The organism is Mastigocoleus testarum BC008 (genome assembly GCF_001456025.1).
Lineage (GTDB): Bacteria > Cyanobacteriota > Cyanobacteriia > Cyanobacteriales > Nostocaceae > Mastigocoleus > Mastigocoleus testarum.
In genome coordinates this window covers 282,335-299,865 of record NZ_LMTZ01000096.1, presented here as the reverse complement: position 1 = coordinate 299,865, position 17,531 = coordinate 282,335, and the positions used below count along the sequence as shown (strand labels likewise).

Here is a 17,531-nt window from a genome sequence, read left to right as displayed (position 1 = left end):
TTATTCTTGAGGATTTGTACTCGTAGTGTCACAGTAGTATTTATCTGTTGGCTTGCTCGTATCAAAGAAAGTATTTCATGAACGAGTAAGCTTTTCTACCCACAACAAATTTTACATCGTCCTTACATACTTGTTTCATCCATTCGCTACAGTGTGCCTGCGGCATGGATAACCCCGCTTATCGTAGGTGCGTAGCGTAGCGGAGCGTTAGCACAGCGGAAACCTGCAGATCAATCGCTCCATGCTGTCCATTCGTGGCCCCAAGTGAAGATATTGCATCAAGAACAACCTCCTAAACTATCCTTTAATTATTAAATTGCTTGAAAAGCTATAGTGCTTATTTTGCATAGCTTGTGGCTTTTCTTAGTGCCATTCGGGTCAGACTCATCTTTCGATGGAACCAATTGCGTTAGCAACAGTTCGTTCATTAGCCGCTCGCCATCCGGTTAATGTTTTATTAAAACCCCATTTTGAGTTCACTATGGCAGTTAATTTTCTGGCTGATGAGCGGCTTATAAATCCAGGGGGATTTGTGGAAACATTTTTTGTAGGTGCTCTAGAAAGCTCACTCAATCTTGCGGATAGGGGTGTGTCGGAACTGTTCGGTAACTTCAGCAAGTTTGCGTTTCCCAGGAATTTACATTTGCGTGGTGTGGATGACCGTTCTATGTTGCGAGATTTTCCTTATCGGGATGATGGGTTGTTGCTCTGGGGTACTCTAGAGGACTACGTCAGTGAATATATCAGTATTTACTACAGATCCAATAGAGATGTGCGTGAGGATTTTGAACTACAAAATTGGCTACAGGTATTAAGAAAATCGATTAGTGATGGAGGTTTTGGTGTAGTTTCCTTACCGGAGCAAATTACTAACCGCAACCAGTTGATTGACCTGTTGACACAAATAATTTTCATTGCTGGTCCACAACACTCAGCAATTGCTTGGACTCAATATCAATATATGGCTTTCATTCCTAATATGCCCGGATCTATCTATAAACCTATTCCTCAAGAAAAAGGAATGTTTGATAATGAAGATAGCCTGACTAGTTTTCTACCCGATGTAACCCGAACTTTTGCCCAGCTTAATCCTATTGCAAGCGTCGGTACCAAGTACGATCCAAAAGCATTTACAGATTTTGGTGCTAACAGTTTTCAAGATCCGCGAGCAATTAAAGTTCTCACAAATTTTCAGCGTCGTCTAGAATTGGTAGAAAAACGAATATTGCGACGAAATAAACGCCGGAAGGAATGTTATCCAGGCTTTCTACCCTCTCGGATGGCTAACAGTACAAGTGGTTGAAATGTTTCCAATAGAGTCAAGCGATCAGAAATTAGAGTTTTTTCTAGTACAACTCTGTGCGTAAAAACTTTGAAAAATCAAGATATTAATCCCTAAAACTTAATCAAAAATTCAAATCTTAAATATCCCAACTTTAAATGAATTTGTTACTCTAGTGATGGTAATGGGTAATGGGTAATGGGTAATTTGATAACGGCATTTTCAGTTATCAGTTACCCATATTTTTTTCTAACCTTCTCTTCCAGTTAGGATATTTACCAATTAATCCAAAAATAAATTAATTTATATCCAGAAAATATTAAGGATGAAAATAATTGTAGATTTCTTCTGCTAAACGAGGACCAATTCCTGTCACTTCCGCCAATTGTGCCGGTGTGGCTTGCCGGATATAATCTACAGAACGGAAATGGGCTAATAATTGTTTTTGTCGATGGTGTCCCAAACCAGGTATTTCATCTAGACGCGATCGTCGCAAAGCATTTGTCCGTTGTTGACGGTGGAAGCTAACTGCAAACCTGTGGGCTTCGTCTCGTAATCTACGTAATAGTTGTACTCCTGTTTGTTCAGGTTCAGTTGCTAGGGGTTGAGATTCCCCAGGTAGAAATATTTCTTCTCGTTTTTTTGCAAGACTTACTACTCGCAAATCTTCCAACAAATTCATCTCTTGTAAAACCGCTACAACTGAGGATAATTGACCTTTACCGCCATCTATCATAACTAGATCGGGCCAATCTGGATTACCTACACGCTGTAATTCTGGCTCTTGTATGTACTTACGAAATCGACGACCAATAACTTCCGCAAGAGAAGCAAAGTCATCGGAGTGACCGATGGTAACTTCAGGATTTTTAATTTTGTAGTGGCGATAGTGTTGTTTTGCTGGTAACCCATCAACAAATACGACTTGGGAAGCAACCGCATTAGAACCTTGGATATGGGAAATATCATAACCCTCAAGTCGACGTGGTAAGTCCGGTAAGTCGAGAATGTTAGCTAAATCTTGCATTGCTTGCTGGTTGCGATCGCTCAATTTTTGCATTCTTTGCAATTCATATTGAGCATTGCGTTCGACCATCTCAATTAATTCTGCCTTGAGTTGTCGTTGAGGATTCAATATCGTTACTTTCTTACCTTTACGTTGACTGAGAATATCTGCCAAAATTTCACCGTCTGGTAAGTCATGTTGAACTAGAATTTCTGTAGGGATTTCAACAGCATCAGCAGTTTGATAATGTTCTTCTAATACTCGTTGTAGAATCGCCCCCATAAAATTTTCGCCTGGTAAAAGAGCGGGTACTTCAGCAACATAAGCTAAACGTCCAACTAATTGTCCGGCACGAATTTGAAACAGTTGTATGCAAGCATTTTGTTCACCTGCTGCTAAGGCGATCGCGTCCCGAGATACTGTATCATCAGGCAGAGCAACCTTCTGATCTGCATTGAGGGATTTTAAACCAGAAATTTGGTCGCGAATCCGGGCTGCTACCTCAAAATTCAGTTCTTCTGAGGCTTTTTGCATCTGGACTGTTAAAACATCAATCAGTTCGCCAGCCCTACCTTGGAATACCATTGCAATTTTTTGCACTGTTTTGCGGTATTCCTCTGGTGAAATTAATTGTTGACAAACACCAGGACATCTTCCTAAATCGTAATTTAAGCAGGGACGGTCTTTAAATAAAGGTTGACGTCGCTGACGTAAGGGAAATATTCGCTTACAAATACCCAATATCTGTCGTAGTAATCGAGATTCTGTGTAAGGTCCGTAAAATTTATCTTTCGGTTTACCTAATTGGCGCTTGCGGGTAATAAAAATACGTGGATAATCTTCTGACCAGGTGATGCAGACATAAGGATATTTTTTATCATCCTTAAGTAGGACATTAAAGTATGGTTGGTGCTGTTTAATTAAATTCGCTTCTAAGGCTAAAGCCTCTGCTTCAGTATCAGTGACAATAAATTCAATATCTGTCACTTGCTTCACCATCGTGGCGATCCGTTCTGTAAGCCTTTGAGAATCGCGAAAATAAGACCGAACGCGGGTTTTTAACTTCTTTGATTTACCAATATATATAATGCGATCGCTACCGTCACGCATAAAGTAAACGCCTGGTTCTGGGGGAATTTCTTTAAGACGAACTTCAAGGCGTTCTGGGTTTTTGTATAGAGGTACAGCTTGAGTAGATGTTGTCACAAATAGTATTTAGCAATTTTCATAAATCTACCTCTATATATTTTAGGAGATTAGGAACTTATGATTGGGACCAGTGAAAAATAATCTCGACTGACTTTAACTCGTTAGGGCTATACAAAACGAGAGTCTTAGAATGCAAGAGATTACGATTTTCAACAAATACTACTTAATGATAAAAATTAACTTAGATGCATAAACTACTACAGTTGGTGAATGCTTCCTTAATAGCTAATGATAAATTAATGAGATTAATTGGCTTAACGAAGTAACGACTAGCTCCCAACTTCATCGCCCGCTCTTCATCTGCTTTAAAAGCCAACGCAGAAACTATAAATATAGGTATTCTGGCATATTTATCTTCTTGCTTGAATTCTCTTAATAAACTGTACCCATCAAAATCTGGAAGTTTTAAATCTAATAAAATCAAATGTGGATAAAAAGATTCTATAGTTGAAAAAAAATCTACTCCCCCCGATAAGCTTTTAAGATTGTATCCACAGTAATTGAGATAGTCACTAAGCAACATTCTATTAATTTGGTGGTCCTCAACTAATAAAATTCGTCTGGGTTGTTGCGACCTATATTGCTCATTTATCACAAGTAATTGTGCCGTCATTTTTACCTAATTATCGTAGGTTAAAATCAATCATCGATAAAATTACTAACTATTTAAGCCTAATGATTTTAAATTGGCGAAAATAAATATGAGTATTCATATAGCATAAATTTTTGAAATAATCAGCCCAATCATTTTATGCATCTCTGCTAAAAATATTGGCCAAATCCCTATCTTAAAATGATGCCTATCTCTGCTGTTATTAATCATTTGAAAACAAAAACATCGAAATTTATTAGATAACTTTAATCTACTTTCATGAAAGCTATTAACTCACAATAAAATCTAACATCATCCATCAGTATTTGCTATATCTAAAATGGGTTAATACAACTATTTAAACAAAGTAAATTGAAAATCTAACTGTGCAATTCTATCCCAAATTATAAACTTAAGCAAAAACTAGACATTTTCTTAATGTTATTTAAATTTATCTCTTACAAACAATTTTGGCGGCAACTTTAATCGTTGAAGAAAGAAAATTTGGTCCACACTTTCTAAGTAATTTAATAATTATTTTCCTCATCAAATATAGTTTCAGGTGACGCTTTAGGAAAAACAATCACAAAGTGATTTGTATATCTTGTTTGGACCCCTACAAGATGTAAGTTCGATTCTGTAGGAAGTATAGTCTGGCTACTCTCTTAAAAGAGAATTTCAGTGCTAAATAAGCTATGGGTAATGATGTCTGTTATTTACTATTAAGCTATATTACCCGCTCTTGTGTTCATATTTTTACCTAAAAAATGTTAAATAAATTTTGAGCAGTTAATTAAATATAATACATATAAATGTTTACATAAAAACTTTATTAATTTTGGAATTACCGAAGCCTCTCTAAGTTTTTCTCGCCCAATATTAATTATTTCTTCCTGACATCGAAGAATTTTTAACTGTGTAAGACTAAGGCACATATATAGTATTCATAAGGCTTTCAGGTAAATTCTGCTGCTACGAACCGTGGAATCCTAAAGGGGAAAATATTTTTCAAACTTATAGTCATGGTGTATTATGTTACCGTCACACAAAAAAATACTGACTACTCAAAAATATTTTATTGTTTTTATATTTTTTTAATATTGTTTTAATATTATTTAAATTTTCTATTTGCCTTGGAAATGTCAGGTAAGACAGAGCGACATCAAGTATAAAAAGCTATCAACATTAAACTAGTATTACTTAGAGTGTCTTACCGTTTTATTCTCGTAATTTTGATTCGAGCAAAAAATAAATTGATGCAAAATTAAGCGAGTGAAATGTGTTTGAAATAACATTTATTCAATGCTTAACCTGATATTAAATATCATGAGGCAAGAATCACTAATGCCACCTGCTTCTTTTTTTTCTATATCAATTTCGTAATTTTACGGTAAAGGAATAAATATCATTTTCTGAGGATATAGATTAATAATTCGTAGATATTAAGTCTGGGTTAATATTTATTGGCTTCTAGATTAAAAAACTTACAAGTTGTAGTGGCTGAAAGTGTAAATTAATTTTTGTTTATCCAATTCTTAATTTTAGCTTTTGAATTAGATGAAGAAAAATTTACCATTTGTAGTGATTAAAATCTGAAATCCTTTTATTTTTAAGGATTAAACTTCTAATAAACAGTTTACTGGCAGACAATATATCGATATAAAAATCTGGTGCTATTTAGTTCGAAAAACTTTGTAGAGAAGTATAATTATTACCTTATAGGTTATAAATTTGATTTGGGTTTTATGAGCTAAAAATTTTGAGTCATAAACATAGCTATGCTCGAGCTAATGAATTTGAACAAAAATAGTATGTTCATATATCTGGGAGGTTGAAACTCATAACTCTATATAGCATTCTACAGAGCGAGGGGATCTCGAATTAATTTTTTTTTCTAGAGATGCCAATTTTCGCGAATAAAGTGTTTCTGAAATTTAGCCGAACCTGAATCTAGTTTAGTCTTAGTATATATAAACATTTTTAACAAAAACAGTATTAATGAATTACTTCACAAGGCATCTGAAGGAGTATGGTTAACTCATGGTGAAATGGCCTATCATCAGAAAACTAACAGCAACACTTATATTGTTATTACTTGTAGTGTTGCTAAATGCCGAAGTTACCTATAATTGCACTGTTAAACTTATAGAAGCCCAAACTATAGCATTTGATTCCGAAAGGGTGATCGTTCAATTAGAAAGAATTATCTCTTCGTTTAAAGATATTGAAATTTTACAAAGTCAATATTTATTGACTAAAAATACTCGTAAATTCTACGAAGCCTCTTTTTTGGCTCATAGGGATATTCTGGAGCATATTCAGAATTTGGAACAATTAACGCTAGAAAGACCGCAGTTACAACAGCATATAGCTGTACTTAAACAACAAATAAATAACAATTTGAATTTACTTCTATCGGATATTAATTCAGAAAAAGAAAATCTCAACCCAGCAACAGATTTAGAAAACTTAAATGATTCAGGTCATTATAGTAGAAATCAAAGTATGGAAAAGATTTTTTTTGGAGCCGATATTCAGCAACTAATTAAAAATATTGAAGTTGGAGAAGAAAATCTACTAAAGCAACACATTGATCGATTCCATAACAATTTACAACAGACAGATGTAATATTTTTAATTGCGATTGTAATCAATTTATTGTTGACATTATTACTGTATTACTTTTGCAAAAATTATATTAGCCAACTCCAAGAAGCCGAGCTTGCTAAAACCTTACGCGATAGCAGTACTCGCGAGCGAGCTAATTTATTAGACATAGCTATAGATGCTATTTCGCTTCAAAATATTCGTGAAGAAATTTTATATTGGAACCAGGGTGCTGAAAATCTTTATGGTTGGACATCCCATGAGGTAGTGGGAAAACATATCTCCAAGTTGTTAGATTCACAAGTTTTAACCCAGCAAAAACAAGCACTTGAAATAGTTATTGAACAAGGTGAGTGGCGAGGAGAACTGACTCAAGTAAGTAAAAATGGTAAAGAAATTACAGTCGAAAGTATCTGGACCTTAGTAAAAGATGAAAGCGGTAAACCAAAATCAATTTTAACTATAGATCGCGAAATTACCAGAAAAAAAGAGTTAGAAGCGGCTCTTTTACGATCGCAGCGTTTAGAAAGTATCGGTACTTTAGCTGGTGGAATTGCTCACGATCTGAATAATATACTTGCACCAATATTAATGTCAGTACAATTGTTGCAGATAAGATTTAATGATGAGCAGAACCAACAACTACTCAAAACTTTAGAAAAAAATGTTCAGCGGGGAGCAAATTTAGTCAAACAGGTCTTGTTGTTCGCTAGGGGTATGGAAAGTAAGCAGACTATTGTGGAGGTCAAGCAATTAATTTCTGAAATCGAACAAATTGTGACCGAAACATTTCCCAAATCCATTGACTGCAAAACTATTATCCCAGAGCGACTTGGTTGTGTTTGTGGTGATATGACTCAGTTACACCAAGTTTTGGTGAATTTAGTTCTTAACGCCCGCGATGCAATGCCTGATGGAGGTAACTTAAATATTTCTGCCACTAATATTACCATTGACGAACACTATACCAAAATGAACGTCGATGCTCGAGTTGGTGACTATGTGGTAATTACTGTGGCTGATGTTGGTATTGGTATATCCAGTCAAATTAAAGAAAGAATTTTTGAGCCATTTTTTACTACAAAAAAAATTGGTCAGGGTACGGGATTAGGTCTTTCTACAGCGCTGGGTATAGTTAGAAATCATGGCGGTTTTGTAAATGTTTACAGCGAGTTAGGTAAAGGAACCCAATTTCAAGTTTATTTACCTTCCTGCAGTCAAAAAGAAAAAACTACACACGCAGTAGAACTCGAAGTTTTAGGTGGTGAAGGCGAGTTAATATTGGTGGTAGATGATGAAGCTGCGATTCGAGAAGCAACTAAATCTTCTTTGGAAATCCATAATTATCAAGTCATGACTGCTAGCGATGGTGTGGAAGCAGTCTCGGTATATGCCCAATATCAACAGTCCATTAGTGTAGTACTGTTAGATATGATGATGCCAATAATGGATGGATCTTTGACTATTCGCACGTTACAAAAAATTAATAGTGCAGTCAAAATTATTGGGATTAGCGGCTTACTTTCCAATCAAAATATAGCTGAAAATGCAGGTGTAGGAGTTAAAGCATTTTTATCAAAACCTTGTACGGCGAAGGAATTGTTACAGACAATTAATTTAGTGATTTCTGGAGATATATGAACAAGAGTCAGGAGTCAGGAGTCGGGAGTAAGAAGTAAGGAGTCGGGAGTAAGAAGTAAGGAGTCAGGAGTCAGGAGTCAGGAGTCAGGAGTCAGGAGTCGGGAGTAAGAAGTAATACCAATTCAATAAATCATTGCAACAGATTCTCCGGTAGAGACGTTGCATGCAACGTCTCTACAAAATCTATCTGTCTCATTATTTTTCTAAATTGGTATAAGGAGTCAGGAGTGAGGAGTCGGGAGTAAGGAGTCAGGAGTCGGGAGTAAGGAGTCAGGAGTAAGGAGTCAGGAGTCAGGAGTCAGGAGTCAGGAGTCAGGAGTCAGGAGTCAGGAGTCGGGAGTCAGGAGTCAGGAGTCGGGAGTAAGAAGTAAGGAGTCAGGAGTTGGGAGTAAGAAGTAAGGAGCCGGAATTTTAGCTGTGGATGAACGTGTAATATCTAATGCGTAAAGTTTAAAGTCTATATATTGTGACATAAGTCACGACAACCCATTTTATAAGCTATATTTGTACTTAATATTTTGTATTAGGAAAAAGTACCTCAGGAAATTCTAAAACTTTCAATTATAAAGATAGATATTGAATAATTTTTAGTCTCAATAGTAACTTCAATAATACTTAAATTTACACAATATAGCTATGACCTTGTACGCAGAATTACACAGGCACCTCGGTGGTTCAGTTGTACCTCGTATTTTGTGGCGTTACTTTCAACGAAATTCCTCCGACAAAATTTCCCAATTTATTGAATATACAGATTTTGAAGAATTTTATACTCGCAAGCGTAATACCCTTGATGAATATTTAGAATTACACACCTTAGTAGAAAGCGTGCAAACAGAAGATAGTCTACCTTATTTTATTTATCGCTTACTAAGGGGCGCTTACATATTCGAAAATTTAGCATATTTAGAATTACGGTATACCCCCTATTTAAGGACGCCAGAAGATTTAAGTCAGTCTCAAAGAATCGATCTGATGGCTTCTATCGTAGATATTGTCGGCAAAACTAGTAATTCGTTGAAGTATCCGATCGTTACTAGCCAAATTCTATGCATGCATTCCCGCCTTCCCTATGAAGTAAACAAGGCAATTGTAGATTTGGCTGCCCAAAAGCGAGAATATGTTTGTGCAGTGGATTTGGCTGGGGGCGATCGTTACTATCGGGAGCGTTTGGATGAGTTAGTCAAGTTATATGAGTACGCTTTGTCTTCAGGGATCAAAACTACTGGACATGTGTATGAAACTAAGGATGGTTGCTATCAAGAGTTGTTACCTCATTTGATGAGGATTGGACATGGGATTCAAATCCCTCTACTTTATCCCGAACTACTCCCAGATTTAGCAAAACGTAATCAGTGTTTAGAAGTCTGTCCTACCACTTACATTAAAACTGGAACCCTCGAAGATATTCGGCAGTTAAAGTTAGTATTCGAACGTTGTTTTGATGCTGGGGTTGATATTGCTATTTGTACCGATAATGCTGGTTTACATAACGTCCGGTTACCATTTGAATATGAAAACTTGTTAACCTACGACATTATTAATTTTGAAATGCTTCAAAGTTGTCAAGACGCAGCATTTCGTCATGCTTTTGCATGGCCTTATGGAGAGCGCCCAGCATCAATTTTAAATGATATTTACTCTCGAAATAACTTGAAATAATAGGTAATAGGTAATAGGTAATTGGTAATTGGTAATTGGTAATTGGTAATTGGTAAGTATAAAAAAAATAAACAACTAGAAAAAATATTATTCTTGTGCAAATATCAATCTATCAATCATCAGATTTTTCTCTCTAAGTACTTAAAATTTAATCAAGTTTGATTGTGAAATATAAATAACTTGCTCGACCCCTTGTGAAAAAGCAAAGTTTTATTGGAAAATTCCATTGAAATGCAATTCTGTAAGGCAAGGTAAACGGGCTCCGACAAAAAGATGGCATCTACAATTCAAGAATTACCGACGGAATTAGTGCATTTGATTGCAGCTGGAGAGGTAATTGATTCCTTTGCTGCAGTAGTTCGAGAACTGGTAGAAAATTCTTTGGATGCCGGTGCTACTAGAATTGTAATTTCAATTTGGCCATCTCAGTGGCGCTTAACAGTGGCTGATAATGGCTGTGGAATGAATTGGGAAGATTTGCAGCGAGCAGCAATTCCCCATAGCACGAGCAAAATTCGCACTTGTGGGGATCTATGGAAGATTAATAGTTTGGGTTTTCGTGGCGAAGCTTTACATAGCTTGACAACATTGGGAAGTCTGGAAATTTTGAGTCGTCCATCCACAGGAGATATTGGAAGAAGGGCAGTATACGATAGTGAAGGAAAAATTGTTTTCTCGGAAGTTGCCGCGATCGCACCAGGTACTGTAGTAACAGTCTCAGAATTATTTGGGAAATTTCTCGCCCGTCGTCGCGGTTTACCGGCGATGGCGCGACAAATTAAAGCCGTACAAAAGATTATTGAGCAAATAGCTTTATGTCATCCCCAATTAACTTGGCAAGTATGGCAAAATGATCGTAAATGGTTTAGTCTTTGTCCTGCTACATCAACAGCAAAGCTTTTACCACAGATTTTACCTCGTCTGCGAAATGGTGATTTAGAAGAATTACAGTTAAAAATTCCCGACCCACTCCAAGAATATGAAGAGATAAGTTTAACAGCAAGTTCGCAAATAGATTCACAAGTAAATTCAGTAAAAAATTCACCTACTAGTTATCGGGTAAGAGAAAATAGTAGTAAAGTATCCCCAATTTTGTCAGATATTAATGAAAAGCGGGGGTATTCTACCTTAAATCTTGTTTTAGGATTACCAGATCGCTGTCATCGTCACCGTCCTGACTGGGTACGAGTCGCAGTGAATGGCAGAATGGTCAAGTCACCGGAATTAGAACAAACAATTGTTAGTTCTCTTGCTCGAACTTTACCGCGCGATCGCTATCCTCTATGCTTGCTACATTATTCTATTTCTCCGGAACAAGTAGACTGGAACCGCAACCCAGCAAAAAGTAAAATCTATCTCAAACAGATAGGTTATTGGCAAAAACAAGTCGAACAAGCTATCGAGCGAGCGCTGCGAATTAATGCCGATACAATTAAATTTTCAGTACAAAACACTCGAGTTAGTAAGTTAATTAAAGCTGCAGAATCAAAAGCCGCCTATCATGTTGAATCGCAAAACTCTATTAATGGCGAAGAAGCTAACTCTACAGTAGATATAAATGCATCAAATACCCATTCATTGAATATAAACGGGTCAAATTTACATAATTCTAATTTACGTAATTCTAATTTAAGTAATTCTAATTTAAATAATTCTCCATCGAATATCCAATTTTTAAAAGCTGTTGCTCAAGTTAATAAAACATATATTGTTGCCGAACATCCGGGTGGTGTATGGTTGGTCGAACAGCACATAGCACACGAACGAGTCTTGTACGAACAATTGTGCGATCGCTGGAAACTTGTACCTGTTGAACCAGCTATTATTCTTTATCAATTATCCACAGCCCAAGTAGAACAACTGCAGCATATTGGTATAGATATCGAACCCTTTGGCGATCGACTTTGGGCTGTACGATCTATTCCAGGGTTATTGCAAAACCGGGATGACTGCGCCGAAGCCTTAATCGAACTGAGTTGGGGAGGTGACTTACAAACAGCACAAGTCGCCGTTGCTTGTCGCAGTGCAATTCGTAACGGTACACCCCTAAGTTTAGAACAAATGCAGTCTTTATTAGATGACTGGCTGCGTACCCGTAATCCTCATACCTGTCCCCACGGACGTCCCATTTATTTGTCTTTAAGTGAATCGTCTTTGTCTAAATATTTCCGGCGTCATTGGGTAATCGGTAAAAGTCACGGAATTTAATGAGTCATTTTATTGCTTCCCTCAGGAATGATTCTTTCCTCAGTCGCGATTGTTTTGTTACTTAATTAAAGTTTTGATCGTTTTTTTACTTTTAATATAAACAAAACTCATGTATTTTGGGATATGAGAGGCGTTCAATTGAGCGAAGACTTTCTTTACTAAGGAAATCGTTCTTTCTTACAGAGTGTTTTTATAGTTAAAAATTAAACTCAAAAAGATGAGAACAATCTCAAAATACCCTGATATTTACTGGTGTTTTGCTACCTACCTTAAGAGTAATAATATACAATCAGATGACGAGTAAAAATAATACTCTATTGTTTCGGAAATATTTTTCAAAAATAATTTTATTATTCAAATTTTTTAATGAAAAACAATATTTTACTTAGTATTACATTGGGAATAATCAGCTTATTTGGAACTAATAGCTGTTCTTCTGGGAATATTACTAAATCTGAAGTTCAAGCCCAACAGGAAATAAAAATTGTTGGTTCGAGTAGCACTTATCAAGCAGCAAAAATCTTAGCCACAGCTTATGAAAACAAAACTGGTAATGTAAAACTTACCTTTTTACCTAAAAGTCAATCTTCCAGCGGTATTGCTGGTGTCAAAAAGGGGTTTGTAGATATTGGTACAGTTAGTCGCACCCTGAAACCTGAGGAAGATGATACTTCTGTTGTATACCGAGAATTCGTTCAAGATGCTTTGGTTGTTGGTATTCACCCTAGCGTTGAGGGAGTCAGGAATTTACAAACTTCTCAACTCAAAGCAATATATAGCGGAAGAGTAACTAAATGGCAGGATTTAGGAGGAAGTAAAGGGAAAATAGTGGTTTTAGACCGCCCTGAAGACGAGTCTGGTAAAAGACTTTTACGGGAATACTACTTGGGTAAAGAACTTCAAAATGCACCTGAGGCAGTAATTATGCGTCACGAACCAGAATTAGTCAACGCATTAAATAATACTCCGTACAGCATCGGTACTTTTTCCTTAGCTTATGCCTTATCAAATAAATTGTCAGTAAAACGCCTCAGTCTGAATAATATTGAAGCTACAACTCAAAATGTACTGGCAGGTAAATACAAAATGGTGCGTAAGTTAGGAATAGTTTATAGTAAAAAACCTACTCCTAAAACTCAGGGTTTTGTAGATTTCATCTTTAGCGAGCAGGGTCAAGAAGTTTTACGCCGTTCTGGTTTTGTCCCATCTCTAGAGGAATCATAATCAATGCTTTTGGGTAAGTATTCCAAACTGCCTTTAAAAATTAAAATAATTTTACCCTTATTATCAGTTCTTATCATTATTTGGGCATTAGCAACAATTACTTTTGGGTATTTTTTCAGTTATAACCTCGAAAGTAAATTGCGTTCGGAAACAGAAGAAGTATCTTCAACGGTATTAGAATCTTTTGAGAGACGAAAGCAATTATTATTTCTAAAAGCAAGGTGGATAGCAGAGTCAACGGAAGTTTCACAGTTAGTTAATAAGGGTGACAAATTAGCTTTAACTCGCTACTTATTGCCTCTAAAAGAATCATTACAACTAGATTTAATTAAAATTATAGATAAAAATGGTGTAGTCCTTGCATATGTTCGCCAAGGAGAAATTAAACAAGCAAAATTAAATAATCAATTTCTTGATGAAGCTGCCAGTATTGGAATGGATATTTTTGACGTGGTTACTGTTAGCAAAAATAAACATTCTGTATTGGTTGCTTTAACTTCAGTTAAATCTAGAGAAGAAATTCTTGGTGGAGTAATAATTGGCAAGACTATCAATGATAAAATATTAGCAGAAATTAGGGCGCAAACACAACCACATTTAGTTATTTTACACGATCAAAAAGTCACTGCTTCAACATTAGAAATAGCAAAAGAAAATAATTGGCAACTACCACCCATAAAATCACGACCGATATTAGTTAATATTGGGAATAAAGAATTTATTGCCAAATCTATCAATGTAATAGGTTTAAATGGTAATAAGGCCAAAATAGTACTATTGAATTCTGTTACTCCTTTAAGAGAAAATCAGCAGCAGTTGTGGATTTATATCATCATATTTTCTGTTATTGGAACTACTATATTTAGTATTACTGTCACAAAGCTGACAAATTTAGTTACTCGTAGAATTATCTATTTAAATAATGCTACTCAAAAATTAGCTGGTGGTGATTTTAGTGCCAGAATCAAAATTACTGATAATGATGAAATTTCCATTTTAGCGAAGAGTTTCAATTATATGGCAGAGCAAGTATCTTTGCTCTTGGATAAACAAAAAGAAGCCAATAAAAAATTAGAAGAATACAATCAAAATCTAGAAAATACCGTTCAAAATAGAACCTATGAACTAAAACAAAAAAATTCTGAGCTAAAAAATATTCTTCAGGAATTACAGCGTACCCAAGCCCAAATGATCCAGGGCGAGAAAATGTCTAGTTTAGGACAAATGATTGCAGGAATTGCCCATGAAATTAACAATCCTGTGAGCTTTGTTTATGGAAATATAGTTCCAGCGATTAACTATGCAAAAGATTTACTGAATTTAATTGAACTTTATCAAAAGCATTATCCCGAACCTGACCAAGAAATTCAGGATGAGATTCAAGCCATAGATCTTGATTATGTTAGGAATGATTTTATGAAACTTCTAAACTCAATGGCAATTGGAAGTGAAAGAATTCATAAGATTGTATTATCTTTACGTAATTTCTCTCGCCTTGACGAAGATGGATTTAAACGGGTTGATATTCATGAGGGTATAGATAATACTCTGATGATTTTACAGAATCGCTTAAAATTACAATCAGATCATCCAGAAATCAAAATAGTTAAAGAGTATTCTTCTTTACCTTTAGTTGATTGTTATCCCGGACAACTCAACCAAGTATTTATGAACCTTTTTGTTAATGCAATTGATGCTTTAGATGAATATAATTTACAAAGAACTCCAGAAGAAATTAAGGCTAATGCTAGTTATATAAAAATTTCTACTGAGGTTAATAATGATGAATGGGTTATGATTCGGATTACTGATAACGGACCTGGTATTTCAGATAAAATCAAGCCAAAATTATTCGATCCGTTTTTTACAACAAAGGAAGTTGGTAAAGGGACAGGTTTAGGTTTATCAATTAGTTATCAGATAATTGTAGATAAACATAGCGGTAAGCTCAATTGCTATTCAAAAGAAGGTAAGGGTACGGAATTTGTAGTTGAAATACCCATCAATCAATGATATTAAACTAAAATCTAACATAATGGCATTTCTAATACTATATATAAATATATTTATCTTCTTGATAATTGTGAGTATAAAAACTTAGCTAATAATATTCTAATTCTGCATGTCACTGGAAATTTGAACTGAAAATCTGAATATTTCAATATTGATTATATCTAATCAAAAAAGTAAATATATTAGAGATTTTTTGTGTGTGTATATATTATCCTATACTTGCTTAAAATTAAATTTATATATTGTATTGAAAAATAAAAACTAATGTAATCTACAACACTCATGTTTTGAGATTGATATGGCAAAATTATTTACTTGTAGCAACATAGATGTTACAGGGCAATCAAACTGTCTCATCCAGGTGAGACAGTTTTTATTTATGAATTTTGTTATCTACTTTATTGGTAATTGCTAAACTGTTGAAATGACTTGATATGGTAATCCTTTTCATTTGATTTTTGAACAGATGAAGTTTCTAGAGATGTAAGGTGTTTCCCTGGGTGAAAAATAAATTATCAAATTTTCAAGACCTAACTTCTAAGCCTTTTCAATATTTCTATACATATTGGTAATTGTTTATTAGTGGAAAGTGTGCCTAATTCTGAAACTAATAAACAATGGTTGGTAACCAGCAACATTAACTATTTATATGCTCAATCGTAAATTGGCTAAAATCTTGGTAAGCTGATTCCTGACATGTATTGTGAGCGATCGCGATCAAGATTAAAAACATTTCCAAGCAATACCTTGAAGTCATAATATCGGTCAACAGTGCCGAAATTGCTCAACTAAGCTATTGGTAAATGAATTTACGGGAAGGAATCAGATGTCGGTAGAAATACGCTACGATTGGCAAAAAACAGAAATCCGGGAGATATATGACACGCCATTATTAGAGCTAATTTATAGAGCTGCTAGCGTGCATCGTCAACACCATAACCCAAAGCAGATACAAGTTTGCAAACTGATTTCAATTAAAACAGGTGCTTGTCCAGAGGATTGTAGTTATTGCGCTCAGTCTTCACGCTATCAGACTGAGGTAAAGCCAGAACCACTACTCGACAAAGAAACTGTTGTGGGAATTGCCAAACAAGCAAAAGCCAAAGGTGTCAGTCGTGTGTGTATGGGTGCTGCATGGCGAGAGGTACGGGATAATTCCCAGTTTGACCGAGTGCTAGATATGGTTACAGAGGTAACAGATATGGGCTTGGAAGTCTGTTGTACCTTGGGTATGCTTACAGATACACAAGCAAAGCGTCTTGAAGCTGCAGGATTATACGCTTACAACCATAATCTGGATACCTCACGAGAACATTACAGTACTATTATCACTACCAGAAATTATGATGACCGCCTAAACACCATCAAAAATGTTCGTCAGACTGATGTTACAGTTTGTTCTGGAGGAATTTTAGGTTTGGGTGAAAGTGTTGATGATCGGGTATCAATGCTGTTCACTTTAGCAAGCTTGCATCCCCATCCAGAGTCAGTACCGGTTAACATTTTGTCTCAAGTTGAAGGTACACCATTAGCAAATCAGCCAGAAGTTCCTATTTGGGATATGATCCGCACGATCGCAACAGCAAGAATTATTATGCCTGCTTCCGATGTTCGCTTGAGTGCTGGTAGAGCAAAGTTATCTCAAGTCGAGCAAGCTTTATGTTTTATGGCTGGGGCAAATTCTATATTCTCTAGCGATGATGGACATATGCTAACCGTTACAACTCCTTGTCCTGGATACGATGCGGACAAAGAAATGCTCAATCTACTTGGTTTAGAAATGCGTCCACCTGCTAACAGACAAGTAAAGTCTAAAGAAACTACTGCTGCGATCGGATGAGGTTTTGCTAGTTGATTATGGAGACGTAGCAGAGGCTGTGACTAGGTCACCTGCGGATCCACTGATGCTGCAGACTCTGCTACGTTTCTCTGTACAAACTTTCGAGTTTCTTACTCGACAAAAAATTACTAAATTAACTTAATGGCACGCAAACCGAAAAGCAATCCAACTGCGATTCCAATAAACAGACCTAGAAAGACAATGTAAGACACAACTGCAAACATTTACGTTTCTCCACATTTATTCA

General features: G+C 35.7%; 9 protein-coding genes and 1 pseudogene. 7 read left to right on the top strand and 3 right to left on the bottom strand.

Features of this window, described 5'->3' with window-relative positions:
• Positions 1-382: 382 nt before the first annotated feature.
• Positions 383-1,303, top strand: a pseudogene (locus tag BC008_RS21325) (lipoxygenase family protein); the annotation flags it as partial.
• 298 nt (positions 1,304-1,601) lie between these two features.
• Here BC008_RS21325 and uvrC read toward each other — a convergent pair.
• Together uvrC and BC008_RS21315 are read right to left on the bottom strand one after the other, a co-directional pair.
• Positions 1,602-3,494, bottom strand: coding sequence for an excinuclease ABC subunit UvrC (uvrC, locus tag BC008_RS21320; protein ID WP_027845853.1), 1,893 nt, complete (start codon positions 3,492-3,494; stop codon positions 1,602-1,604).
• Positions 3,495-3,678: 184 nt separating this feature from the next.
• The gene (locus BC008_RS21315; protein ID WP_027845852.1) at positions 3,679-4,110 is read right to left on the bottom strand and encodes a response regulator; all 432 of its coding nucleotides are present in this window, start codon (positions 4,108-4,110) and stop codon (positions 3,679-3,681) included.
• Between the two features lie 2,019 nt (positions 4,111-6,129).
• Here BC008_RS21315 and BC008_RS21310 point away from each other — a divergent pair.
• From BC008_RS21310 to bioB, 6 genes are all read left to right on the top strand, one after another.
• Positions 6,130-8,337 (top strand): ATP-binding protein, encoded by a 2,208-nt coding sequence (locus BC008_RS21310; RefSeq protein WP_027845851.1) that lies wholly within the window; start codon positions 6,130-6,132, stop codon positions 8,335-8,337.
• A 636-nt stretch (positions 8,338-8,973) separates the two neighbouring features.
• Complete coding sequence (locus BC008_RS21305; RefSeq protein ID WP_027847069.1) at positions 8,974-9,999, top strand: amidohydrolase family protein; 1,026 nt, start codon at positions 8,974-8,976, stop codon at positions 9,997-9,999.
• Positions 10,000-10,272: 273 nt separating this feature from the next.
• Positions 10,273-12,207 (top strand): DNA mismatch repair endonuclease MutL, encoded by a 1,935-nt coding sequence (mutL, locus tag BC008_RS21300; protein ID WP_027845896.1) that lies wholly within the window; start codon positions 10,273-10,275, stop codon positions 12,205-12,207.
• A gap of 366 nt (positions 12,208-12,573) precedes the next feature.
• The gene (locus BC008_RS21295; protein ID WP_027845895.1) at positions 12,574-13,431 is read left to right on the top strand and encodes a substrate-binding domain-containing protein; all 858 of its coding nucleotides are present in this window, start codon (positions 12,574-12,576) and stop codon (positions 13,429-13,431) included.
• 3 nt (positions 13,432-13,434) lie between these two features.
• Positions 13,435-15,444, top strand: coding sequence for an ATP-binding protein (locus BC008_RS21290; RefSeq protein WP_027845894.1), 2,010 nt, complete (start codon positions 13,435-13,437; stop codon positions 15,442-15,444).
• Between the two features lie 826 nt (positions 15,445-16,270).
• Complete coding sequence (gene bioB / locus BC008_RS21285; RefSeq protein ID WP_027845893.1) at positions 16,271-17,284, top strand: biotin synthase BioB; 1,014 nt, start codon at positions 16,271-16,273, stop codon at positions 17,282-17,284.
• Between the two features lie 128 nt (positions 17,285-17,412).
• Here bioB and petL read toward each other — a convergent pair whose 3' ends face one another.
• Positions 17,413-17,508: a cytochrome b6-f complex subunit PetL gene (petL, locus tag BC008_RS46630; RefSeq protein WP_072207743.1), complete on the bottom strand. Its 96-nt coding sequence runs from the start codon at positions 17,506-17,508 to the stop codon at positions 17,413-17,415.
• Positions 17,509-17,531 lie beyond the last annotated feature (23 nt).

Bases quoted from the DNA above. Each gene is read 5' to 3' on its own strand.
- BC008_RS21315 (WP_027845852.1), bottom strand. From the start codon at position 4,110: ATGACGGCACAATTACTTGTGATAAATGAGCAATATAGGTCGCAACAA.
- BC008_RS21310 (WP_027845851.1), top strand. From the start codon at position 6,130: ATGGTGAAATGGCCTATCATCAGAAAACTAACAGCAACACTTATATTG.
- BC008_RS21305 (WP_027847069.1), top strand. From the start codon at position 8,974: ATGACCTTGTACGCAGAATTACACAGGCACCTCGGTGGTTCAGTTGTA.
- mutL (WP_027845896.1), top strand. From the start codon at position 10,273: ATGGCATCTACAATTCAAGAATTACCGACGGAATTAGTGCATTTGATT.
- BC008_RS21295 (WP_027845895.1), top strand. From the start codon at position 12,574: ATGAAAAACAATATTTTACTTAGTATTACATTGGGAATAATCAGCTTA.
- BC008_RS21290 (WP_027845894.1), top strand. From the start codon at position 13,435: ATGCTTTTGGGTAAGTATTCCAAACTGCCTTTAAAAATTAAAATAATT.
- bioB (WP_027845893.1), top strand. From the start codon at position 16,271: ATGTCGGTAGAAATACGCTACGATTGGCAAAAAACAGAAATCCGGGAG.
- petL (WP_072207743.1), bottom strand. From the start codon at position 17,508: ATGTTTGCAGTTGTGTCTTACATTGTCTTTCTAGGTCTGTTTATTGGA.